General features: G+C 43.8%; 25 protein-coding genes and 2 pseudogenes. 14 read left to right on the top strand and 13 right to left on the bottom strand.

The genetic code is table 11. The features are described 5' to 3' along the window. Positions 1-46: 46 nt before the first annotated feature. The 4 genes from hscA to ruvA all read left to right on the top strand — a co-directional run bounded on the left by hscA (position 47) and on the right by ruvA (position 4,190). Positions 47-1,918, top strand: coding sequence for a Fe-S protein assembly chaperone HscA (hscA, locus tag A7456_RS07735; protein WP_067009293.1), 1,872 nt, complete (start codon positions 47-49; stop codon positions 1,916-1,918). Positions 1,919-2,006: 88 nt separating this feature from the next. Further along, complete coding sequence (fdx, locus tag A7456_RS07730; RefSeq protein ID WP_066887483.1) at positions 2,007-2,348, top strand: ISC system 2Fe-2S type ferredoxin; 342 nt, start codon at positions 2,007-2,009, stop codon at positions 2,346-2,348. A 93-nt stretch (positions 2,349-2,441) separates the two neighbouring features. Then, on the top strand, positions 2,442-3,479 hold the full coding sequence (fba, locus tag A7456_RS07725) for a class II fructose-bisphosphate aldolase (protein ID WP_066887481.1): 1,038 nt from the start codon (positions 2,442-2,444) through the stop codon (positions 3,477-3,479). 84 nt (positions 3,480-3,563) lie between these two features. Beyond that, the gene (gene ruvA, locus A7456_RS07720; protein ID WP_067009290.1) at positions 3,564-4,190 is read left to right on the top strand and encodes a Holliday junction branch migration protein RuvA; all 627 of its coding nucleotides are present in this window, start codon (positions 3,564-3,566) and stop codon (positions 4,188-4,190) included. Between the two features lie 41 nt (positions 4,191-4,231). Here the strand turns inward: ruvA and A7456_RS10985 are convergent. Both A7456_RS10985 and A7456_RS11465 read right to left on the bottom strand, forming a co-directional pair. Further along, positions 4,232-4,435: pseudogene (locus A7456_RS10985) on the bottom strand (DUF2059 domain-containing protein); the annotation flags it as partial. Between the two features lie 102 nt (positions 4,436-4,537). Further along, positions 4,538-4,696, bottom strand: a complete 159-nt coding sequence (locus A7456_RS11465) for a hypothetical protein (RefSeq protein WP_158512510.1) — start codon at positions 4,694-4,696, stop codon at positions 4,538-4,540. 233 nt (positions 4,697-4,929) lie between these two features. Between A7456_RS11465 and A7456_RS11980 the strand changes: the two are divergent. Continuing rightward, positions 4,930-5,049 (top strand): annotated as a pseudogene (locus A7456_RS11980) (CysB family transcriptional regulator); the annotation flags it as partial. A gap of 41 nt (positions 5,050-5,090) precedes the next feature. On the opposite strand, the gene A7456_RS07715 reads toward A7456_RS11980, so the two are convergent. Further along, complete coding sequence (locus A7456_RS07715) at positions 5,091-5,291, bottom strand: helix-turn-helix domain-containing protein (RefSeq protein WP_197940238.1); 201 nt, start codon at positions 5,289-5,291, stop codon at positions 5,091-5,093. 191 nt (positions 5,292-5,482) lie between these two features. Between A7456_RS07715 and A7456_RS07710 the strand changes: the two genes are divergently transcribed. After that, complete coding sequence (locus A7456_RS07710) at positions 5,483-6,214, top strand: DUF3944 domain-containing protein (RefSeq protein ID WP_066887472.1); 732 nt, start codon at positions 5,483-5,485, stop codon at positions 6,212-6,214. Positions 6,215-6,265: 51 nt separating this feature from the next. Here the strand turns inward: A7456_RS07710 and tsaA are convergent, their stop codons facing one another. Continuing rightward, positions 6,266-6,985: a tRNA (N6-threonylcarbamoyladenosine(37)-N6)-methyltransferase TrmO gene (tsaA, locus tag A7456_RS07705; protein ID WP_067009288.1), complete on the bottom strand. Its 720-nt coding sequence runs from the start codon at positions 6,983-6,985 to the stop codon at positions 6,266-6,268. Between the two features lie 141 nt (positions 6,986-7,126). On the opposite strand from tsaA, the gene A7456_RS07700 reads away from it, so the two are divergent. After that, positions 7,127-7,900, top strand: a complete 774-nt coding sequence (locus A7456_RS07700; RefSeq protein WP_067009285.1) for a ferredoxin--NADP reductase — start codon at positions 7,127-7,129, stop codon at positions 7,898-7,900. A 77-nt stretch (positions 7,901-7,977) separates the two neighbouring features. Here A7456_RS07700 and A7456_RS07695 read toward each other — a convergent pair whose 3' ends face one another. Then, complete coding sequence (locus tag A7456_RS07695; RefSeq protein WP_067009282.1) at positions 7,978-8,472, bottom strand: pyrimidine dimer DNA glycosylase/endonuclease V; 495 nt, start codon at positions 8,470-8,472, stop codon at positions 7,978-7,980. A gap of 8 nt (positions 8,473-8,480) precedes the next feature. Beyond that, complete coding sequence (locus A7456_RS07690; protein ID WP_067009279.1) at positions 8,481-8,903, bottom strand: HIT family protein; 423 nt, start codon at positions 8,901-8,903, stop codon at positions 8,481-8,483. A gap of 154 nt (positions 8,904-9,057) precedes the next feature. Here A7456_RS07690 and A7456_RS07685 point away from each other — a divergent pair, with 154 nt between their 5' ends. Further along, positions 9,058-9,513, top strand: coding sequence for a thioesterase family protein (locus A7456_RS07685; RefSeq protein WP_067009276.1), 456 nt, complete (start codon positions 9,058-9,060; stop codon positions 9,511-9,513). Between the two features lie 84 nt (positions 9,514-9,597). Here the strand turns inward: A7456_RS07685 and hemE are convergent, their stop codons facing one another. From hemE to folP, 6 genes are all read right to left on the bottom strand, one after another. Beyond that, entirely contained in the window at positions 9,598-10,704 is a 1,107-nt protein-coding gene (hemE, locus tag A7456_RS07680) for a uroporphyrinogen decarboxylase (protein ID WP_066887454.1), read from the bottom strand. Between the two features lie 220 nt (positions 10,705-10,924). Further along, entirely contained in the window at positions 10,925-11,026 is a 102-nt protein-coding gene (locus A7456_RS10980; protein ID WP_082995503.1) for a PUA domain-containing protein, read from the bottom strand. Positions 11,027-11,047: 21 nt separating this feature from the next. Then, the gene (gene cgtA / locus A7456_RS07675) at positions 11,048-12,262 is read right to left on the bottom strand and encodes an Obg family GTPase CgtA (RefSeq protein WP_067009273.1); all 1,215 of its coding nucleotides are present in this window, start codon (positions 12,260-12,262) and stop codon (positions 11,048-11,050) included. Positions 12,263-12,501: 239 nt separating this feature from the next. Continuing rightward, positions 12,502-12,759, bottom strand: coding sequence for a 50S ribosomal protein L27 (gene rpmA / locus A7456_RS07670; RefSeq protein WP_066887445.1), 258 nt, complete (start codon positions 12,757-12,759; stop codon positions 12,502-12,504). 51 nt (positions 12,760-12,810) lie between these two features. Then, positions 12,811-13,122 (bottom strand): 50S ribosomal protein L21, encoded by a 312-nt coding sequence (rplU, locus tag A7456_RS07665; RefSeq protein ID WP_067009270.1) that lies wholly within the window; start codon positions 13,120-13,122, stop codon positions 12,811-12,813. Positions 13,123-13,238: 116 nt separating this feature from the next. Next, positions 13,239-14,105 (bottom strand): dihydropteroate synthase, encoded by an 867-nt coding sequence (gene folP, locus A7456_RS07660; RefSeq protein ID WP_067009268.1) that lies wholly within the window; start codon positions 14,103-14,105, stop codon positions 13,239-13,241. 241 nt (positions 14,106-14,346) lie between these two features. Between folP and hflX the strand changes: the two genes are divergently transcribed. After that, entirely contained in the window at positions 14,347-15,738 is a 1,392-nt protein-coding gene (hflX, locus tag A7456_RS07655) for a ribosome rescue GTPase HflX (RefSeq protein ID WP_067009265.1), read from the top strand. A gap of 37 nt (positions 15,739-15,775) precedes the next feature. Here hflX and hrpA read toward each other — a convergent pair whose 3' ends face one another. Continuing rightward, positions 15,776-19,981: an ATP-dependent RNA helicase HrpA gene (hrpA, locus tag A7456_RS07650; protein ID WP_067009262.1), complete on the bottom strand. Its 4,206-nt coding sequence runs from the start codon at positions 19,979-19,981 to the stop codon at positions 15,776-15,778. A gap of 164 nt (positions 19,982-20,145) precedes the next feature. Between hrpA and A7456_RS07645 the strand changes: the two genes are divergently transcribed. From A7456_RS07645 to A7456_RS07625, 5 genes are all read left to right on the top strand, one after another. Beyond that, positions 20,146-20,838 carry a MotA/TolQ/ExbB proton channel family protein gene (locus A7456_RS07645; protein ID WP_067009936.1) on the top strand — a complete coding sequence of 231 codons (693 nt, stop codon included), beginning with the start codon at positions 20,146-20,148 and terminating at the stop codon, positions 20,836-20,838. Continuing rightward, positions 20,835-21,296: a protein TolR gene (tolR, locus tag A7456_RS07640; RefSeq protein WP_197940237.1), complete on the top strand. Its 462-nt coding sequence runs from the start codon at positions 20,835-20,837 to the stop codon at positions 21,294-21,296. The genes A7456_RS07645 and tolR overlap by 4 nt, the downstream gene beginning before the upstream one ends. A gap of 12 nt (positions 21,297-21,308) precedes the next feature. Further along, positions 21,309-22,229 (top strand): hypothetical protein, encoded by a 921-nt coding sequence (locus A7456_RS07635; RefSeq protein WP_067009259.1) that lies wholly within the window; start codon positions 21,309-21,311, stop codon positions 22,227-22,229. A gap of 93 nt (positions 22,230-22,322) precedes the next feature. Next, positions 22,323-23,630, top strand: coding sequence for a PD40 domain-containing protein (locus tag A7456_RS07630; protein ID WP_067009256.1), 1,308 nt, complete (start codon positions 22,323-22,325; stop codon positions 23,628-23,630). Further along, positions 23,596-23,955 (top strand): hypothetical protein, encoded by a 360-nt coding sequence (locus A7456_RS07625; RefSeq protein ID WP_066890634.1) that lies wholly within the window; start codon positions 23,596-23,598, stop codon positions 23,953-23,955. The genes A7456_RS07630 and A7456_RS07625 overlap by 35 nt, the downstream gene beginning before the upstream one ends. Positions 23,956-24,016: the final 61 nt, after the last annotated feature.

Genomic DNA, 24,016 nt, shown 5'->3' with positions numbered 1-24,016 from the left:
AATTTTAGCCAACTTACCAACCATACTCATCAACCATAAAAATACCATGTCTTTACTTCAAATCAGCGAGCCCAACCAATCTGCCAAACCCCACGAACACCGCTACGCCTTAGGCATAGACTTAGGGACGACTCACTCACTTGTAGGTGTGGTACGTTCAGGACGGACAGACGTATTACCTTTTGGTGATAGCCCCCTATTGCCAAGCGTGGTGTATTATGGTAATAAGTCAGACAAACCCATCGTAGGCAAACACGCTTTAAGCTACAACGACCCCAAAAACACCATCATCTCCGCCAAACGTTTTATGGGGCGTTCACTTGCTGACATCAAATTTAGCCATCCTTATGAGCTTGTTGGACATGACAATGCCATGACTGCATTTGTTACCGCACAAGGTGAAAAATCACCAGTAGAAACATCTGCCCATATCTTAGCCAAACTCTATAATCATGCCAAAGCAAGCCTGCCTACTGACAGCATACAAGGGGCAGTGATTACTGTGCCTGCCTATTTTGATGAAGCCCAACGCCAAGCCACCAAAGATGCTGGGGCAAGTGTTGGATTAAATGTATTGCGACTTTTAAATGAACCGACCGCCGCCGCCATCGCCTATGGACTGGACAAATCCGCCAAAACAGGCACCTATCTCATCTATGACCTGGGTGGTGGAACTTTTGATGTGTCGGTATTATCCCTAAAAGATGGGGTATTTGAAGTTTTGTCCACAGGCGGAAACTCGGCTTTGGGTGGAGATGACATTGACCGATTGATTGCCAATTTCTTGATTAAATCAGCAGGGCATGACCCCAAAGATGTGGATAACGCCCAAAAAAGCACCCTTGCCAAACTTGCCAAAAGTTACAAGCAAAAACTCTCCGAACATCAAGCGGTGTCGGTAGATATTGACATTAATGGCATGCCATTTAGCACCCTGTTAAACCGTGAAACACTCACCCAAATTTGTGAACCTGTGATTCGTCGCAGTTTACAAATTTGTGAACAAGTATTATCCGATGCTCATCTTGACAAGCATGACCTCATTGATGTGGTGCTTGTGGGTGGCTCTACTCGCATGCCCATCGTCCAAAATGCCGTGCAAGCATTTTTTGATAAAAAACCCCTATGCTCCATCAATCCTGATGAAGTGGTTGCACTTGGGGCGACAAGGCTGGCTCATCAACTTATTCATAAACAAGATGATAATTTGCTTTTGCTTGATGTAACACCCTTATCGCTTGGGCTTGAAACCATGGGCGGATTGACCGAAGTCATCATTCCTCGAAACACCCCCATTCCTGTGGCACGTAAGCAGACTTTTACCACGCATACAGACGCCCAAACAGGGATGGTGATTCATGTGGTGCAAGGCGAACGTGAGACTGTGGCAGATTGTCGCACGCTTGCCAACTTTACGCTAACAGGCATTCCGCCCATGAAAGCAGGGCTTGCTCGTGTGGAGGTTACCTTTGCCATTGATGCCAACGGACAACTGAGTGTATCCGCCATGGAGATTGCCACCAAAGTCGCCAGTAAGATTGATGTCGTACCAAGTTATGGACTGAGTGAAGAACAACAAGAAGAGCTACTAAAAGCAGGATTTACCCACGCCAAAGCTGACAAAGAAAAACGCATGTTGATTGAGACCAAAGTAGAAGCTGAGCGTGAGGTTTTGGCATTACAATCGGCGTTGGTAGAATTTGGCGACTTACTCAATGACGACAACAAAACCAGTTTGACCGAAAAAATGTCTGTTGTAAAGTCCGCCATTGATGCTGCCCAAACTGCCGATGATAAGGCAATGCTGGATAAAGCGGTGAGTGAATTAAAACCTTTGTCAGATTATTTTGCATCCGTCATCATGAATCAAAATGTCAAACAAGCATTGGCAGGAACAAAGGCTAGCGACTGGAAATAGATTTTATTTTAGCATCCATAAATCGTAATGAACAATCCATAAACTGGATAAACAACAAAAAATCAATTTTAAAAGTAAAGTGAGTATCATGGTAACCATTACTGTACTTCCCCACCACGAAATTTGCCCAAATGGGGCAACCGTTGAACTAAATACAGGTGAGAACCTGCTTGAAGGTTTACATGAACACGGCATTGACATTGAACATGCTTGCGACTGTTCAAAGGCATGCACCACCTGCCATGTGGTTGTCCGTCAAGGTTTTGACAGCCTAGAAGAGATGGATGATATAGAAGCGGATTTACTTGACCGTGCATGGGGCTTAGAGCCAAACTCTCGCTTATCATGCCAATGTGTTGTTGCTGATGAAAATCTCACCGTTTACATTCCCAAACACACACTCAACCATGCCAAAGAAGGGCATCATTGATAAAATGTTTACCAACCATGAACAATTGACATAAAACCCCATGATTTTCACGCTTTTTTTTGATATAATCTAAATTTTTAATATGGAGCTATCATGGCCCTTGTATCTTTACGCCAACTTCTTGACCACGCAGGTGAACACGCTTATGGTTTGCCCGCCTTTAATGTAAACAACCTAGAACAGATGCGTGCCATCATGATGGCAGCGGATGAGACCGATTCGCCTGTTATTGTACAGGCATCAGCAGGAGCCAGAAAATACGCAGGAGCTTCGTTTTTGCGTCATCTGATTTTATCTGCCATTGAAGAGTGGCCACACATCCCTGTGGTCATGCATCAAGACCATGGTACTAGCCCTGCCATCTGCCAACGTTCCATCCAACTTGGATTTAGCTCTGTTATGATGGATGGTTCACTAAAAGAAGATGGTAAAACCCCTGCCGATTATGATTATAACGTACGTGTTACTCGTGAAGTCGTCAAAATGGCACATGCGTGTGGTGTGTCGGTAGAAGGTGAAATCGGCTGTTTGGGCAGTTTAGAGACTGGCATGGCAGGCGAGGAGGACGGTGTGGGAGCAGAGGGTGTGCTTGACCACAGCCAGCTTTTGACATCGGTTGAGGAAGCTCGCCAATTTGTATCGGATACAGGCGTGGATGCACTTGCTATTGCAGTCGGTACATCACATGGGGCATATAAATTCACCCGCCCACCAACAGGTGACATTTTGGCGATTGACCGCATCAAAGAAATCCACGAAGCTCTACCAAATACCCATCTTGTCATGCACGGCTCATCCAGTGTACCCCAAGAATGGCTAAAAATCATCAACGATAATGGCGGTAACATCGGTGAGACTTATGGTGTGCCTGTGGAACAGCTTGTTGAAGCCATCAAACATGGGGTTCGTAAGATTAACATTGACACTGATTTGCGTTTGGCAAGCACAGGGGCGATTCGTAAATTTTTAAACGACCATCCTGCTGAATTTGACCCACGCAAATACCTACAAGCCAGCATCAATGCCATGAAAGACATCTGTGTACAACGCTATGAGGCCTTTGGTTCGGCAGGACATGCCAGTAAAATTCGCCCAATCTCATTAGAGAAAATGGTAGAATACTACCAATAATTTGGGGTTCATCATACATAAGGGCAGAAGAAATTCGCCCTTATTTGTATTCATATTTATTTGTATTCATACAAAGGAAAAATCATGATTGGTATGATTACAGGGCAAGTTGCCCACTTATCTGCCCCTGTTGCTTGTATCATGACATCAGGCGGAGTTGGTTATGAAATACAAATGCCCATTGGGGGATTTTGTACATTATCGCCTGGCATGAATGTAACACTCTACACACAGTTGGTCGTGCGTGAAGATGCTCATCTGTTATTTGGCTTTACCGATAAGTCTGAGCGAGAAATTTTTAAAAAACTTATAAAAATCAATGGCGTAGGGTCAAAAATGGCACTTGCCATACTCTCCACCCTACCACCTAACGAGCTACATCAAGCAGTAGAATATGGCGATGAATCCGCCTTGACTTGTGTGGCAGGCATTGGCAAAAAAACCGCCCAACGGCTTATCATTGAATTAAAAGGCAAATTAGACGGCACATCAGATGACTTATTTACCCTAACCACCACCCAAGATGAGCCAACACACACCGCCAACCCCATGCACGCCATATATGAAACCGAAAGTGCATTGGTGAGCTTAGGCTATAAAGAAAAGGAAGCCCAATCCGCCATTAAGACCGCCAAACAGTCGCTGTCCGATGATGAGCTGACCACATCAAACCTATTAAAGGCAAGTTTAAAAATTTTGTCGGGATTTTAGTCGCCCACAAAAAACACCGTTATCACAACGGTGTTTATCAGTCATTCTGCAAAAATCCGCTCTATCTCTTTTTCAATATCTTGTTGCATTTTTTCATTATCGAGATTGGGGTTGCCAATCAGCATTTGCACAACCAACTTTTGTAGCTCGTCCATGTATTCAGGTGTCATTATGTTGGTTTTTTGAACAACGCTTTTGCCAATGGGCGTGCTTAGAAATTCATTATAAGCATCAATCTCTTCTTGGGTGTAGTATTTTTTGGCGACTTTGCGGTGTTATCACTTGACCTATAACTTGATTCACATATTTTTCAAATACCATGCCTACTTGTTTGGCTTGCTCAGGAGTTACGCCTTCCTTTTGAGCGATTTGGGCTTCAAAAAGCTGTGCTGTCTCTGTGCGTTCAAACTGCCTTGCATACCAAGATCAAAGGCTTTGTCCATCTCTGATAATTGCATGAATTTTATCAACGATTCATCAGATGGCACTTGGGCGGTGGCATTCATGGTAAGGTTAGAGATATGCCAAGTAGCATGGCGGTGAGTGATTTTTTCATGAGTTTCATGGGATTGTCCTTAGCTAAAAAATCTTATTTTAAATCAATCTCATTTATTTTTCAAATCCTAAGGCGTACCTACCTTTGGTATTTGCAATGAAAAACAGGAAGAATTACCCTATCTGCCATCAACAGAGCTTAGCGTTAACGTTATCCCTGAAACGACTTACATCTAAAAACTCGGTTGCCATTCCCATTGACTATTTTGGGCGGTTTACAAGCTAGATTGCGGTGCGTGATGACAGCGACATTCGCAAATTTGGACACGAGTTTATCAAACTTTGTCAAAAACGGTTCGCCTAATAATAAGAGCCTTTTGTGATAACAAAAGGCTCTTTGCGGGATTATTGAAGTAAGTTTGGCGATAAGTTTTCTTTTAACAACTCTGACAACTCAACTTCCAAAGTATCAGCTATCCTACCCATGACATCAATAGACACTGCACGCTCACCACGCTCAATCTCACTGATATAAGTGCGACTAACATCAGCGTTCAATGCCAATGCTTCTTGTGAAACATCTTTAAAACGGCGAATGGTTCGCATATTTTTTGCAAAAATCAACCGTTGTGGGTGTATATTGTTTGTCAAATTCATGGCTACAATTTTATAGATATTGAAAGTTTTATCAATAAACCATCATTTACTTTTTATCAATTATCGTTGACATATATTTAACCATCGGATAAAATATAAAGAGAAATTAAACAACTTTTAACCAAAATAGGAGTATCGCCATGCCTTACCGTTACGACCCTGATTTACAATTTTTGCAATATTGCTCTGACAGAGACCTCGATGACTTAGTTCGCATATTAATTTATAACAAAGACGGTTCGTTAAGACTGACAGAAGATTTGACCTACAAAGACATTTATAAAAAACACCAACCTAATCACAGTATGTACTGGCAAGAAATCGCTTGTGAAATTCAATGTTTCGGGGCAAATACGGTAGCAACCTTATTCCGTGGCGGAAAAGGCGTGCTTTATAGAGAAGTACTTTATGATGTTTGTAATAAATTAGATGTGTTCTACGACATGGATGACACAGTTGAAAATATAGAAAATGATATGATAACCGATATTCTTGGAAGTGCTTTCAAAAAAATGACACCCGAAGAACGAGTGGCATTTGCAAAAGAATTTGACATGACTAGTATTAGCGATTTTACTCCGCAAGCACTTGCCATGGCAACACAAATTGCCATCAAAAAAGGTGGGTTTTTATCCTACAAACTCACCTTGATAGTTGCCAACCAAATCGCCAGAGCCATTACAGGCAAAGGCTTACAGCTTGCGACAAACGCAACCATAGCAAAATCTTTGTCATTATTTGCAGGTCCTATTGGCTGGGCAATCACGACCAGCTGGACAGTGCTAGACATCGCAAGTCCTGCTACTCGTGTTACCATCCCTGCGGTCTTTGAGGTGGCTTTATTGCGTAAATTGGTCGGATTGACACGCTAACACAAAAATCCATAAAAAAGAAACTGCCATGTATGCAGTTTCTTTTTATTTTTAACCAAAATACCAGTCAATAACTCGCACCCCACTCACCACCATCACGCCCCGCTCATTCATCACAAAATCCACGTCCACCGCCCCATATCGCATGGCACACACCACGCCGATTTCAGACTGGCGGTAGGCAGGGCGTGGATCTTGGGCAATCAGCTCACCGATGAGTGTTTTGTCATCAGCTGTTAATAAATCCGATTTTATCAATATATCAAATTCATCGTTCACTTTATCATCAAAAATAACCATCCGACCAGTCGGTTTATCAAATCCTATCGCCCCATTCACACTGTCTGCATAGGGCAAATATGGCTTGATGTCCAGTATCGGTGTGCCGTCTACCATGTCCGCTCCTATGATGTGCAAAACCACTTGACCATGAACCATCTCCATCCCATCAAACTTCACTACTGACAACCCCATTGCAGATGGGCGATACATACTGCGTGTAGCAAAGACCCCTATTTTGTCATTACCGCCAAAACGTGGCGGGCGTACTTGTGGATGAAAATTTGTCTGCTTTTTGTTGTGATGAAACTGCCACAAAACCCACAGATGACTGTACCGCTCAATCCCAACAAAGGCATCGGGCACCCCATAAGGGGCGACAAAGTGGATTTGACTTTTGATGGCGACAAGATTCGGTTGGCGTGGCAAACCAAACTTTTGGGATAAGGGTGAGCAATGATGGCCAATGATAGGTAAAATATGAGTATTCATGGTATTTCTAAGTGGTTTATGCTAAAATGGCAAATGGTTATAAATTTAACCAAATTAAATATTGGTATAAAATATCGCTATTATACACAAAATTTGTTATCATATCATTTTTAATAATTGTTCCAAACAAGTGAAAATACCATGTCAAAATTCATCCACGAAACCGTAACTCATGTTCATCACTGGACAGACCATCTTTTTACCATCAAAACCACTCGTAGCGACAGTTTACGTTTTAGAAGTGGCGAATTTGCTATGATTGGACTAGAAGTAGATGGCAAACCACTGGTACGTGCCTACTCTATTGCCAGTCCTGCTTGGGCAGAAGAGCTTGAATTTTTTTCCATCAAAGTCCAAGATGGCCCTTTGACTTCACACTTGCAACACATCAAGGTTGGCGATACCCTACTTGTCTCCAAAAAACCCACAGGCACGCTTGTACTAGACGATTTGCTTCCTGCCAAACATCTGTACTTACTTGCCACAGGCACAGGGCTTGCTCCATTTTTATCACTGGTGCGTGAACCTGAAATGTACGAACGCTTTGAAAAAATCATCTTGGTGCATGGTGTGCGTCATACTGCTGAGTTAGCATATCAAGACTTTTTTGAAAATGAACTGCCCGGTGATGAGATTTTTGGTCAATGGGTGCGTGAGAAGCTCATCTACTACCCCACCGTTACTCGTGATGAATTCAAAAACCAAGGACGTGTTACCGACATCATCAAATCAGGCAAACTTTTTACTGACATTGGTCTTGCCCCCATGAACAAAGATGATGACCGTGTGATGATTTGCGGTAGCATGGCGATGAATGCTGACATGTCTGCCATTTTAGATGATTTTGGGCTGACTGTCTCGCCTCGCATGGGCGTACCTGCTGATTATGTGGTAGAACGGGCATTTGTGGGTTGATATTAATGACAAAACACACCGTTATGGCGTGTTTTTGAATTGCCAATCTCATCATCTACCTGCATTAAGATTTTGCCCTATGAGTCACTGACTGCCAGCCAATTGGGAATCGGGCGGTTGGTATATGCCAAAATATCCGCTTTGGCATACCGATAATAGTTGCGATAAGCACTTAGCGTATCATCGCTTTGATATTCATCAGGCATGACCTTTGGGGGTGCGATAAAGGGAGTATCGGTCATAATGGGACAATTTGCCAAAATATGGCGAAGTTTTTGGTCGGTCAGATGAACCCTGCCATAACGATGCGTATACTCATCACACAGTGCGGCAAAGAGTTGGTACAGCCAATCATAATGCGACTTTGACAAACGCACCCATAGCGAACATGGGTGATGTTGGTGCGTACATTTGTATAGCATTGCCTGTTCATCATCACTTAGTGTATTGCCAGTTAAGTGATGGGCGGTACAAAGCAGCTGAGCATATTCTAACACCATCTTGACCACGTGCTTATTGCCATGAAAGCTGGCACAGCGTATTGGGTCATGGTCAAGGTAGAATATGTTCAAAAATTGTCCTATTCATCATCAATGACTGTACGGATTTTATTTGCCAGTTCTGCCAACTCATCTTGGTCTGCCATGATGCTTTCATGCTTACTAAGTTCATGGATGTGGGTTGGAATTAGGTGCATGTGATAATGGAACACGCTTTGTCCTGCTTTGGCGTGGTTTATCTGCACTTGAACGATGCCATCCACACCCAGAGCTTTACGCTGAGCTGTGATGATTTTTTGGGCAGTTTTAAATACCGCACAAGCATATTCACAGGGCAAATCAGACAACTCTACCGCTTGACACTTTGGAATTATGAGTACATGACCCATGGCCTGTGGCATGATATCCATAAAAGCAAGGGTCTTATCATCTTCATAGACCTTGTGGCAGGATATCTCACCACGCAAGATTTTAGCGAAAATATTGGTGTTATCATAAGTCATAAGTTACTCCTTTGACAAAATACACAAATGGACGATACTTATATTTTAGCACAAATAGACCTTTTAAAACACCATAACTTCCAACAAAGACATACAATCCATTTTCAAGCATACAATGGCACATTACAGTTAATTAAAACCTTAGCAGAGACACATGAATAGTCCAACAAGACCCATATTTAGCAATCATTATAAAGTCTATATCAATCACACGGATGCTGGCGGTATCGTTTATCACGCCAATCATCTCACCTTTTTTGAAAATTGTCGTCGTGATTGGCTAACATCACTTGGCTTTGATGGGTATTTCTTTGATGCAGACGGAGCGGTAGATGAAACAAGTGGACAGCAAGGCAAGATACATTTTGTAGTCAATCATGCTGATGTCAAATACAAATCACCGCTGTTTGTTGATGATAACCTTATCGTTACCATTACTGATGTGGTCAAAAAATCTGCCAGTCTTATCATCACTCAGCATATTTACCGAGATAAAAATGACTTTAACCACGCCAAAGTCGCCACCATCGGTGTGATTAGTTTGGTGTGTGTTACCAACGGCAAGCAAGGCATTCGCCCTTGTCGTCTGCCCATGGCATTTGGTTGGTGATGTTTTAAAAGAGTGAGTTATTGATGAAAACCAAACCCAATGAACAGTAATGCCATATTGGCTTGGTTTCTTCATTTTTTCTAATCAAAGTCTAAAATCATGCACGCTATCAACAAATACCTTGGCATGTTCTGGCTTGACCCATTGGGTGATGCCATGCCCAAAATTTGCCACATAGCCAGTTTTATCATTGACATAGGCATCTGACAGCATGGCGTGTACTGCCTTTTTAATCTCAGCGGGTGAACCATAGAGTGTGGCAGGGTCAAGATTGCCCTGTATGGCTTTTTGGTGTTGTAGTTTTTTGTATTTAATGGTTAATGCCTTTTGAGCATTATTAAGTTCACGCCTTGCTCTATCTAATGGCATTGTCCAATCCAGACCCAAACAATCAGCTTGGCTGTCTGCTTGTGTATCAAGCCATAAACCACCGCCTTTGGTAAACATAACCACAGGCACATCAGGGAATTTGGCTTTGAGCTTGGCGATGATTTCACGGTTATAATGATGGCTAAATGTCATAAACTGACGATGAGCTAACGCCCCGCCCCAACTGTCAAAAATCTGCACAATCTGAGCCCCTGCTTGTATTTGGGCGTCCAAATAATCCACGATGGCATCGGAGATTTTGGTAAGTAAGGCGTGCAAAAACTCAGGACGTGCGTACATCATCTCTTTGGTATGGCGAAAATCACGGCTAGAACCACCCTCTACCATATAAGTGGCAAGCGTCCAAGGACTGCCACTAAACCCAAATAATGGCACTTGTCCATTTAGTTCTTTACGGATATTTGTTACCGCTTTTATCACATAGTCAAGCTGGCTATTTACGTCAATCTTTGGCAAGCGTTCAAGGTCGGTAAGTGTACGCACGGTGTATTTAAACTTAGGCCCTTCGCCTTCTTCAAAATACAACCCAAGTCCAAAGGCATCAGGAATGGTCAAAATATCACTAAATAAAATCGCCGCATCCAACTCAAAACGACGCAGTGGCTGTAAAGTAACTTCGGTCGCCATGTCGGTGTCCTTACACAGGCTCAAAAAATCGCCTGCCTTGGCACGCACCTCTTTATACTCTGGCAGATAGCGTCCTGCCTGTCGCATCATCCACACAGGAGTGGCATCCACAGGCTCAAAACGCAAGGCGCGCAATAAGCGGTTATTTTTTAGGGGGGCAAATTGTTGGGGCATCTTTATTCCACTGTTAGATTAAGTTAAGTTAAGTTAAGTTAAGTTAAGTTAAGTTAAAATCAATTAAATGATAAAACCGCCATATCATCACGATATACCATGATGGCTTTGTCATCATCGTTTAGGCTTAGGATTTGTAAGATTTCATCTGTGTGTTTTGGGTGATTTGTTTGGCTTGATTGCTGTCAAATCCGACTTGACCTACCACCAACCGCACTTTTTAAGCATTTACAATCTCCACCACATCACCCATGTCAAAATCACCTTGCACATCCATCACACCCACAGGCAACAGTGATTTATGCTGTTGGGTAATTGCCATCAAATTTATGTCACCATAAAATCAGTATGGAGCGTATTGTACCGCCACATCATAGTCATCGTCATCATAGTCATCGTCATCATCATCTGACAGACCCTCACGCTCAGCTTTACGTTTAGCTCGGTAGGCTTCTTTTTGAATCTCGGTATTATGACGAACCTCTTCTTCTAGACGAGCAAATCGTTCGGCTTGGGCTTTGGCAAATGTTTCATCGTCTGCTTCACGCTCTTGTTCTGCTTCAATCTCGTTCATAAGATGATATTTAATATCATCCACGCCTTGCCCACTGATGGTGGAGGTGAAAAATACCTCACCTTGCCAGTCCAGCTCTTTGATGATGTGGTTACAAACCTCATTAATCTCATCCTCTTCTAGCTGGTCAATTTTGTTTAATACTAAAATTTGGGGTAATTTGGACAATTCAGCTGAGAACTTTTGAAGCTCATTTAAAATAATTCGTGCATTCTTCACAGGATCAGACCCATCAATAGGTTTTACATCTACAATATGAAGCAGTCGTCTGGTGCGGGCAACGTGCTTTAAAAAGCGAATGCCAAGCCCTGCCCCATCTGATGCCCCCTCAATCAATCCTGGAATGTCTGCCATGACAAACGACTGATGTGTCCCCACATCTACCACACCCAAATTTGGCACAAGCGTGGTAAAGGGATAATCAGCCACTTTTGGACGAGCAGATGATACTTGACGGATAAAAGTGGATTTACCTGCATTTGGCAGACCAATCAACCCCACATCCGCCACGACTTTTAATTCTAATTTTAAATTTTTGCTCTCACCGACAAAACCAGGAATGGCCTTACGGGGTGCTTGGTTGGTAGAGGTCTTAAAACGAGTATTACCAAAACCCCCATCTCCACCTTTGGCAACAAGTATCACTTGCCCCACTTCGGTTAAATCACCAATCACAACATCAAGATCGGTATCAATGATGGTCGTTCCCACAGGTACGTTTAGATAAATATCATCCGCCCCTTTACCTGAGCGATTTTTAGAGCGACCATTTTCACCACGCTTGGCCTCAAATTTACGGGTATAGCGAAAATCTACAAGTGTGTTGGTATTATCATCAGCCATCACATAGACATCGCCACCTTTACCACCGTCCCCACCATCAGGGCCACCTTTTGGGACGAACTTTTCACGGCGAAAGCTCACTATTCCGTTACCGCCGTCGCCTGCTTTTACGCTGATTACAGCTTCATCAATAAAACGCATAATTTCTCAAAATATTTTTAAAAACTCTTTATTATATCATGACTTTATTATTTTAACGAGTGCCAATATGGGTAAATTGTAAATAACCATAATCTACAAATTTTTAATGCTCTAAAACAATTTGACCGTGATTATTTAGTTATGATTATGTTAAATAATTTATCAATAAAAAATCAAAAACCCCATAATTTATAAATTATGGGGTTTGTGGGCTGTTTTAACAAAAATTATTTGTAAGTTTATTTTGCAACAACAGACACATAACGGCGATTAAATTGACCTTTGGTCTCAAATTTTACCACGCCTTCGGTTAAGGCAAATAAAGTATGGTCTCTGCCCATACCCACGCCTTCACCAGCATGAAACTCTGTGCCACGCTGACGAACAATGATATTGCCCGGAATGACGTCTTGACCGCCAAAAATTTTTACACCAAGCATTTTTGGGTTAGAATCACGACCGTTACGAGTAGAACCTGCGGCTTTTTTGTGTGCCATGAGAATGTCTCCTATGAATACTTTTTATAATCTCATTATAAAGTATATGAATTAACCATTGATTGCGTTGATTTTAAGCTCGGTATACCATTGACGATGACCTTGCTCTTTATGGTAGTGCTTACGGCGACGGTGCTTAACAATACGCACCTTTTTGCCACGTCCATGACTGACCACTTCTGTCACCACGCTCGCACCAGCAACAACAGGCTGACCGATTTTCACATCAGAGCCATTAACAACCATCAACACCTCTTCAATGTTTAAAGTTGCACCCACTTCTGCTTTTAAAAGCTCAACTTTTAAAGTCTCACCAACGCTAACACGGTGTTGCTTACCGCCACTTTTGATAACTGCGTACATCGCATTCTCCAATAAACCTGTGTGCCGTGACCACCCCTTGATGGCACTTACTAACGAACACGACTAGGATAAAAATAAGGCGGTATTCTACTCCATCTAAGCCCACTTTGCAAGCATTATTTTACTGTCTGCCACATCTTTATTGCCTGTGCCATATAAGCGACATCGTGCACCCGCACAATGCTTACTCCCTTTTGAATTGCCAATAAGTGTGCCACTGTGCCTATTATGTCTCTGTCGCTTGGGCTGTGATTTTGAGTTAGGGTAAAGGCATCTAAAATCTCACCCAAAAACCGCTTACGAGATACACCAAAAAGCATGGGCAGGTCAAAATGGGTGATGATGCTGTCCAGACTGTGCATGAGTGCAACATGATGGGCATGATTTTTAGCAAAACCCATGCCGACATCTATCACGATATTTTCACGTCTGACCCCTGCATTTAGGGCGTTGTGGACAGTTGTATGAAGCTCGCTTATAACATCGCTTACCACATCATCATACACCGCCAAATCATTCATCGTATCAGGCTCACCTCGTGAGTGCATAATAACCACAGGGCAATCAAGACAAGCGACCACATCGCACGCCCCATCTTGGCGAAGACCACGCACATCATTGACCATGTCCGCCCCTGCTCTTATGCCCTGCTCCATGACAGCAGGATTGCTCGTGTCAAGTGATAGCCACACGTCATCGCCAAACTCTGCTCGCAAGGTTTGTACCACAGGGATAACTCTGTCAAGCTCGGTCTCGGTTGCCACGCTTGGGGCATTGGGGCGAGTGGACTCTCCGCCAATGTCAATAATATCCACACCCCAACGCATCATCTCATCGGCATGGCGTAGGGCATTATCTGGGGTGTTAAAGCGTCCGCCATCAGAAAATGAATCAGGCGTTACGTTAAGTACGCCCATGATTTTGGGGGCAGACAAGTCTAGGGCTTTATTGTGATACTTTAAACATTTTTTTAAATGGGGCATTTATTATCCTTACATTTAGAACAAATTTGTGAGCAGATGGTGATTTTAAGGTGTGTCTGTCTTTGACATTGACCACAAGCATTGACCATAAAAATTATCAAAAAACGCCATCGGTGGCAGATAGGATCTGTTTTTGGATGCCCAAACAAAAATTTTTTCATGATAAATGCAGGCGTGCCTTGAATTGTTCTATCCTACCACAATTTAAGAATCTCACATGTATCTTTTTTAAGGATTTTACTTGCAATATTTTGACCGACACGAAGGCGGAGAAAACGCCATTTTGGTACACCTTGACATTCGTGAGATGATTGACCCTGATGATTTAGAGGAATTTCGTCTGCTTGTGCATTCAGCAGGAGCAAATGAACTTGACATCATCACAGGCACTCGCAACAAACCACACGCCAAATACTTTGTCGGTACAGGTAAGGCAGAAGAGATAGCAGCAGCGGTTGCACATCTTGATGCTGATATCGTCATTTTTAACCACAACCTAACCCCAAGTCAAGAACGTAACCTAGAAGCCTTAATTAAATGCCGTGTACTAGACCGCACAGGATTGATTTTGGACATTTTTGCCCAACGTGCCAGAACGTACGAGGGTAAACTACAAGTAGAACTTGCCCAGCTGTCGCACCTTGCCACTCGTCTTGTGCGTGGTTGGACGCACCTAGAACGCCAAAAAGGCGGTATTGGACTTCGAGGGCCAGGCGAGACACAGTTAGAGACCGACAGACGACTTTTACAAATTCGTGTCAATCAACTCAAAAACAAACTGGATAAAGTCAAACAGACCCGCTCACAAGGACGTGCCAAACGCCAAAAATCCGACGTACCAACCATCTCCTTGGTCGGTTACACCAACGCAGGAAAATCCACACTTTTTAACCGTCTTGCCCATGATAGTGTCTATGCCGCCAACCAACTGTTCGCCACGCTAGACCCCACACTTCGCAGAGTCAAATGGACAGGCGTGGGTAATGTGGTGCTTGCTGATACGGTAGGCTTTGTGCGTCATCTGCCCCATGAGCTTGTGGAGAGCTTTCATGCCACGCTACAAGAGACCCTAGAAGCTGACCTGTTGCTACACGTCATTGACAGCAGTAGCCCCGACATGCACGAACAGATTGATGCGGTCAATGCGGTACTAGATGAGATTGGAGCAACAGCTCCTGTGCTGTTAGTGCATAATAAGATTGACCGTACCGATGAGTTGCCAGTCATCCACTATCAGGAACAAGGTGTGCCACATCGTGTCTATGTGTCTGCTCGTGAAAATTTGGGCACATCCGAACTTAGCCAAGCGGTACAAGAGCTTTTGGTGGGTACACTGTCTGATTTTACACTCACCCTGCCCCACAACGCAGGGCAATTTAAAAATACCCTACACAAGCTTGGGGTCATCACACACAGCGAATTTGATGACACAGGGCATGAAAGGTTAAGCATTCGTCTTGCCAAAGCCAAATTAAAAGAACTGCTTGGCAAATATCAGCTCAATGCTTTTCATGTATTAGCACCACATGAAGCGGTTCAATTTTTGCCATCATTAGAAACATTTGAAAAAGTAGACATCAAATCCGATGATGGCAATGGTGAAGATGATGAATTAGACCCATTTTGTTTATAGATGTTATGGGTGTGGGGCATATTTCATCAATAACCACTCAGCGAGTGGTAACATTTGCCCACACCTTATCAAGTCGTTTGGCTGAGACAGGCACCGCTGTTTTCATGGGCTGGGCAAATAACTGTATGCGATATTCTTCAACAAGCCAACGATATTTAGCGATTTTGGGGTCATGCACACGGTTTGCCAGTCGTTCCATATGTTCATCAAGCAGATATACCGCATCGGTGTCAGCGTCTAGGTTATTTGGCAGTCTGTCAAGGCGGATTCTTAGGGCATTTAGATAACGTGGGTATGCTTGCCACACCACAAAGTCAGTGCGATAAATAAAGTCGTGAAGCGACAAATCATCCAGCTGATCTTCAATGTCGTCAATACTCTCACCAAAAATCTCACGGTCAAGCATGAGCAGTTGCCCACGCACATGTTGCCATGTGGTATAAATCTCTTTTAGTACCTGCAACATCTCTTGTCCCACTGCCAAAAACTTTTCATGTATCAGCTCCTTGACCACCAAAAACTCGCCTGCACTTAGGGGTAATGTGTCTAGTAAATCTCCCATACGCTCATCACGCACAAAGCCTGCCACTTTTTCACGCACATGACCATAAAATCTTTTGGCGTATTTGTCAAAAGTAACTTGCAAGGTTGCATCCACCAGCGTGTTTTTTAATTTTTCCAAATCACCCAAAGGGGCGAACGCCATTTTAAAGGCTTTATCAATTTGGGATGTCAGCTGTTTTTGTTTTGCCCCAAGTGTCATTTTAATAAGCGACAGCACGCCTTTTTTATGCATGGCTAATGCTTCTGCCAAATCACCAAATTCCACCACAGACACCTTCGCTGTCTCATCAGGGCTTAGGGCGAAAAAGGCTTGTGTTACCATACCCTTATGATGGCGGGTCTTCATGAACTCAAAATGCTCAGGGAAGTTGTCATGAATGCCCTCAAACACAGTTGGTATCTGGGCATGCGTGCGGTATTTGGCTTGTAATTTTTCCAAATCTCGCCCTTTTTCAATCACTCGCCCCTTGTCATCAAGCACACAAATCAGGGGCTGCAAGTATTTATCAATCTCATGAATCCTAAAATCATCCGCCGCCACATGTACGCCCATTCTAAGCAGATGATGACAAAGTTGGTCAAGCAGTCCCACGCCATTACCCTTTGTCAATTTATCCATCAAGGCATTGGCGGTATCAGGGATGGGGACGATTTTTCGGCGAATGTCCTTTGGCAGGGTCTTTAACAGTCCTACAACCAACTCAAATCGCCAGCCTGCCACACCCCACAATAAATCCACACTGTCAAGCTGAGATAATGCTCCCACCCCCACTTTAACACTCACACCATCATCATCTGAACTTGGGTCAAACACATAAGACAAAGGGAATCGGGCTACTCCCACTTGCCAAAATTTGGGGAATTCTTGACCAACACTGACAGCATCAAGTATCACGTCGCTGTCTTTGAATTTTAAAAACTCATCATCGCCCATTTTACCAAGCCAGTCTTCAAATGCCTTGGCTGATGCAATGTGAGATGGGATTTTATCATCATAAAATTCATAAAGTCTCTGCTCATCTACGAGTAAATCTCGCCGTCTTAGCTTATCTTCGGTATCGCCTACGTCTTTGATTTTTTGGCGGTTATGGGTCAAAAACCCCAAGGCTTTGGGATAACGCTCGCCTGTTTGATTGTCCTGCACATCCCCCACCAGAGCATCACGGATGAATATCTCACGGCTTGCTGATGGGTCAATGGTTTCATAATTGACCAGCTGTTTATGCACAACAATAAGCCCAAACAAGCTAATTTGGGCATAGGCTTGCACTCGCCCTGCTTTTTTTGACCAATGCGGTTCAAAATAATGGTATTTTAAGAGATTTTTGCCCGCGGACAATATCCACTCAGGTTCAATCTTAGCAAGTGTACGCATATATACCTGTGAAGTTTCTACCACTTCAAAGGCAAGCACCCAATCTGCACCTTTTTTATGCAAGGTACTGGCAGGAAAAATGCGTGCCTTTTGGTTTTTGGTCATCAGATACTCGCCCACCACATCGGTCTTATGGGCGACAAAGGACAAAAGAGCGGTCAATAAAGCCCGATGAATGCTGGTATAATCTTCGCTAAGTGGCAGTTTGGTTTTGGCTTGTTTTTTAAGACTGGCTAAAATGGCACTGTTATCCGCCTTAGCTCTTTTACCACCCTTTAAGCCAATGCGTCCTTTTGGGGTGTCTTTTTTGTCATCAGTTTTGTTGTCAAGATTGTTGGCATCGGCAATCTGATAACCCAAATCCACCATCATCTGACTAAGCTGTTCATGCGTTTTTTGCCATTCTTTGATACGAGGAAAAGACAGATAATGTTTTTTGGCAAAATTCTTGCGTCCGTTGCCTGTTAGCCTATCGCCTCCGTGCATCTCATGAGCGTTAAACAACACATCAAACAATGCCAAATAGAACAAAAAGTCCGAGTTATCACGACGAAACAAGGCATGTTTTTGGTCAGCTTGCGACTGCTTGTCGGCAGGTCGCTCACGCACATCTTGCACAGCAAGAGCGGATACGATGACAAGCATTTTATCAAGACAGGCAAATTCATGCCCTGCAATGAGCATGCGGGCAAGGCGTGGGTCTATGGGCATGCGAGCCATTTTCTTGCCAATGTCGCTAAGATTGGATGAATGGCGTTTTTTGGCATTTTCTTTGTCCATCTGCCCCTTTAATGCCTTTTTAAAAGCGGTTTTGGTTGGCACATCAGACAACGCCCCAAGCTCATAGAGCAATTTGCGACCATCATTGATAAGGCGTAAATCAGGCGGTGTAATAAAGTCAAATTCTGCCACATCACCCAGCCCCAAATGCTCCATTTGCAAAATCACGCTTGCCAAATTGGTACGCAAAATCTCAGGTTCGGTAAAGGGTGGACGGCTGTCAAAATCCTCTTTTGAGTACAGGCGTATACACACACCATCCCCAATCCGCCCACAACGTCCTTGACGTTGGTTCGCCGCCGCTTGGCTTATCGCTTCAATGGGCAGGCGTTGAATGCGTGAGCGATGGCTGTAACGGCTCACACGAGCAAAGCCCAAATCTATCACATAGCGTATATTTGGCACGGTCAAGGCAGTTTCAGCAACGTTGGTTGAGATGATGATTCTACGACCGCCTGTGGGATTAAAAATTCGCTGTTGTTCGGCAAAACTTTGGCGAGCAAACAGGGGAAGAATCTGAGTGTGAGGCGGTGCGTGAGTTGTCAAAACCTCTTGTATTTCACGAATTTGGGCTTCGGTGCTGGCAAAAATCAAAATGTCCGACTGCATGGGGTGCCCTTTGATGCGTGCATCTTCAAAACACTCAGCAACAGCAGCGGTTAAAGCTCGTGGCAATTTGTCCTCTATCTCATCAAAGACATCATCGTCATGGCTTTTGATAACCTCATCTGTCAAAGGGCGATAACGTGTCTGCACAGGGTAGCTTCGTCCTTGCACGTTGATGATTGGCACATCGGCTTTTACCGCACTTTTAAAATACTCAGCAAATCGGACGGTGTCCAAAGTAGCAGAGGTGATGATGACCTTTAAGTCAGGGCGTTTTGGCAGTAAGCGTTTTAGATAACCTAAAATAAAGTCAATATTTAAACTACGCTCGTGTGCTTCATCAATGATGATGGTGTCATAGCGTGTCAAAAATTTATCACGCCCAAGCTCAGCAAGCAAAATGCCATCCGTCATGAGTTTAATCAGGCTGTTTTTACTGCCCTGTTCATTAAATCGCACCTTAAAACTCACCGTCTGCCCCAAAGGTTCACCAAGCTCATCTGCAATTCGCATGGCAACACTGCGAGCGGCAAGTCGTCTGGGCTGAGTATGCCCAATTTGCCCTGTCATGCCACGCCCTGCCAGCATGGCAAGTTTGGGCAGTTGGGTTGTCTTACCCGAACCTGTCTCGCCTGCCACGATGATGACCTGATGGGTCTGTATGGCACGGACAATCTCATCAGCACGAGCACTTACAGGTAAATCGGTATTTAATCGCCCTGCCAAATCTGATGGCATGCCATCCATGCGAGCCTGCACCGCCCTAGTGGAACGCTGTACGATGCTATCAAGCTGGGATTGTTTTTTGGCTTTAATGTCAGCAGGAAAATTACCTTGCAATTCACGCTCTAAGCGATGAACGATATGGCGGTCTTTGGCGAGTAATTGGGGTTTTTTTGTATTTTGTGTTGTCAGCATTGTTATATTGTCATAAAAATCAGATAAATGGGGATTTTACAAAGATTTACAAGTCATCCTTGTCATTAATGATTTTTACATCACTTATAAATTTAGGCACACTTTTTGGTGTGGTTTTTTTAAAAATCGGCTATAATAAGCCATTTTTGACAAAATTACATACGATGAGCCATCTTAATATTTTAGAGTTGATGTTAGATGCCAGTTTGCTTGTGCAACTGGTTATGGGATTGCTACTGCTGTTGTCATTGATTGGTTGGGTGATAATTTTTCGCCTATCTGCCAAACTGGGTAATACCAAACGCTTTGATGGTGAGTTTCAAGCATGGCTATGGTCAGGGGATGCCCTTACCAAACAGTATAAACTGGTCGCCCAAGAATCTGAACGCATTGGCTTAGAGCAGGTATTTTTTGTAGGTTATGCTGAGTTCTTAAAATCTCAAAAATCAGGAGCGATACGAGCGGACACGTTAGATAATGTTGAGCGTCAATTTAAAGTTACCATTGGCAAACAGCAAGCTGTGTTAGAGCAGGGTCTGGCAGGCTTAGCCAGCATCGCCTCAGTGTCGCCTTATATTGGACTGTTTGGGACGGTGTGGGGGATTATGACGGCTTTTATTGGATTGTCTGATGCTCAGAGTGTCAGCCTTGCTAGTGTTGCCCCAGGCATCGCCGAAGCCTTAATCGCCACTGCCATGGGACTATTTGCTGCCATTCCTGCCAGTCTTGCCTTTAACCATTTTAGTGCTAAGGCAGCAGCATTATATGAGTCTCGTGCGTTATTTTGTGAAGAGCTAACGGGGGTATTTGCCCATGAATATGCCATGATACAACGTGGTCAGATGGCGGTATCATGAAACATAACTACACACGTGCCAAAACACCCCTAAACAGCCAAATGAATGTCGTTCCCTATATTGATGTCATGCTTGTGCTACTCATCATTTTTATGGTAACCGCCCCCATGCTCAACACAGGGGTAGAGGTCAATCTGCCAAGCGAGAAAACCAACAACATTACCAAAAGCGAATTGACCCCCATCATCGTCTCACTGACCAAAGATGGCAAGCTGTTTGTCAGTTATGAAAAAGCCATTGACCAAGCAATAAGCCAGACCGAACTGTCCGCCCTGCTGACCAACATGGCACAAAAGCACATAAATAATAATGACAATCAGTTACAAGTGATGATTCATGCTGACAAGGACAACTCTTATGAAGCGGTCATGCACCTTATGGCACTGGCACAAAGGGCAGGGATTACCAAGGTTGGACTGCTTAGCCATGAAAACCGCCAACCAGCAAGCCACCAATGAATAAAGCCCAACATGAACCAAAGCAGACACCCAAGCTCAGATAATATTGGTATCAAAAATCCCAGCTCCCTGCCATCACTTGTAGGCAGTGTTGTGGTGCATGGACTGATTGTGGTGGGGGTGCTTTTTGCCCACACTCAACAAAAACCCTTGCCAAAAACACCCCCCTTAGAAGCAAGCCTAGTAACAGGGGATGACTTGATGGGGGCAGAGGATGCCATTGCCGAAGCATTTGCCAAATATCAAGCCCAGTCTTTGACCCAAAGCACTCAAAAAAGACAACGCAGTGCCCAACTAGAAGCCTATTATGACGAACTTACCGAGCGTGAACATGCCTACCAAATCCAAATGCAAGAATACGCCAAAAGCCTAGATACAAAGATACTCTCTCAGATGCAAATGCAACAGCAAGCAATGCAAGAGCAAAGGCGTGAACGTGAGCAAGCGGTGACAGAGTTAAAAGAACGAGAGCAAAGCAATGATGAAATTGCCAAAGAAAACAGCCAAATTTTCAATGAAGTTCGTGAACGCCAATTACAAAAATTATCAACACAAAATCGTCTCACCCAAAAGAGTCTAAGCGACGGTGAACAGCTTAATAATGACATGCCCACCACGCCCACCATAGGGCTTGGTGGTATCGTTGATAATGGCAATGGCGGTGGCATAAACAAACAAAACAACAACCGCAATGCCGTCATCATCGCCCTGCAAAATCACATTCGTTCATATTGGCGAGCCACTGGCAAAAACCAAACTCTGCAAGTTAGCCTAAAAGTAGACAGTCATGGCAATGTGCTTGGTATACAGGTGTCAGGAGGTGATGACTATCTGCACGAACAACTCAAAGATACCATTAGCCGAGCCAGTCCGCTTACGCCCATTATTGGTACCAATTATCGCCAGTTGAATTTTAATTTTAATATCAATTAAAATAGACGTCAAAAGTTGACAAACCAACAAAAGGCAGACGTGTCTCAATCAAACATTGTATTTAACATTGTATTTTTATTTTAAGGATGCCCCATGAAAGTCAAAACCCCCTTATCATCTCTCACCTTGGTCATTGCCTTAGTAGCAAACCCTGCCTTTGCTGTGGGCTATGGCTCTTTGAACAGCACAGACAAGGACAATGAACTTAACTTTGAAATTGACGTTGATGGTATTCAAAACCCCTACCAAATCGCTTTCATCCCTTTTGCAGGTGATGGTGTGGTCAGTAAAACCGTCATCAATAATCTAAACCATACCGAACTAAAAACCACCAGCCAAAACCTGCCCCAGCATGCCCACTCCTCTGCCCAAATCAGCCAGAACCTACCACACTGGCAAAATGCTGGCTTTAATTATGTCGTGGTCGGACACACCCAAAGTGTTAAAGCAGGTAAAATCGCCATCGTCTTTGAGGTTATTGAAGTTGCCACAGGGCGAGTTGTACAAGGTTTACAAACCCAATACAGCGATAACAACCTCAATGCTTTACGCCACACAGCTCATGTTATCAGTGATAAAATCTATGAAATCATCACAGGCGAACCGGGTGATTTTACAGGACGTATCGCCTACATTGAAGAAACAGGCGACCCACGTAATAAGACCTCTGCCCTAAAAGTCATGGATGCTGACGGACAAAATGTTCGTACCTTGTTTAGCACAAAAGGTTCTATTTTTAGTCCTGCTTGGTCACCTGACGGTCAGCGTATCGCCTACTCGGTACAAAAACCCAATGGACTGCCAGTCATCTACCTACAAAATGCCAATAGTGGCGGCAATGGAGAAATCATCACCCCATTTCGTGGCAATAATCTAGGAGCGTCATTCTCGCCTGATGGGTCAAGTATTTTATTCTCAGGCAGCCATGAAAATAATGACCCATCCATCTATGAACTACACATTGCATCAGGTCAGCTCAAACGCCTAACCAATATGATAGGGGCAGAAAACTCGCCACAGTACACCCCAGACGGACGTTCATTTATCTTTACCGCCGACAACGGCACACGCACACCACACCCATACCGTCATAACATGAACACAGGACAAACAGTAGCCATTGGTGGGGCAGGAGCAAGCCCCAAGATAAGTCCTGATGGCAGTAAAATCGCCTATGTCTTAGGTCTCCACCTTGTTATAACAGGCGTGGGTACAATTGACACAACAGGCATTGATGAATCCGCCAGTTTCTCACCCAATGGCAATCGCATCGTCTACGCCTCTTACAAGGGTGGACGTGGACAGATGACCATCCGCTCTTTAAAAACAGGGCAGGCTTTTACCTTACAAACCCAAGGCAGAGTACGTGAACCAACATGGTCACGTGGTGGTGCAAACTGATTTGAGATTACCCATTGCCATCAAAAAACGCACAACTTTACTTGTGCGTTTTGGCTTGATACTGCTTTTTGGTATGTTAAGTGCCTGCCAACACATTCAATGGACAGACAGCCCCCTACCCATCACCCTAAACCCCAACAGCCCAGAACACGCTCCAAATCTGCAACAAAAGCAATCATCCACTCATCCACACACCAAAAATCCTACCATCAACAATCACCCAACACCCAAACCACACACACCCAAACCACACACACCCAAACCACACACACCCAAAGAAGCCAAGCATGAAAGACCAATTTTTTTATTAGAAGATTGGTTTTGATATTTAGGCAATGCCTACATTCATGATATTTTTACAAAAAATCATGATTTGACCATTTTGC

This window comes from Moraxella nonliquefaciens (assembly GCF_001679005.1).
In the GTDB taxonomy this organism is placed as follows: Bacteria; Pseudomonadota; Gammaproteobacteria; order Pseudomonadales; family Moraxellaceae; genus Moraxella; species Moraxella nonliquefaciens.
This window is presented reverse-complemented; position numbering and strand designations above follow the sequence as displayed.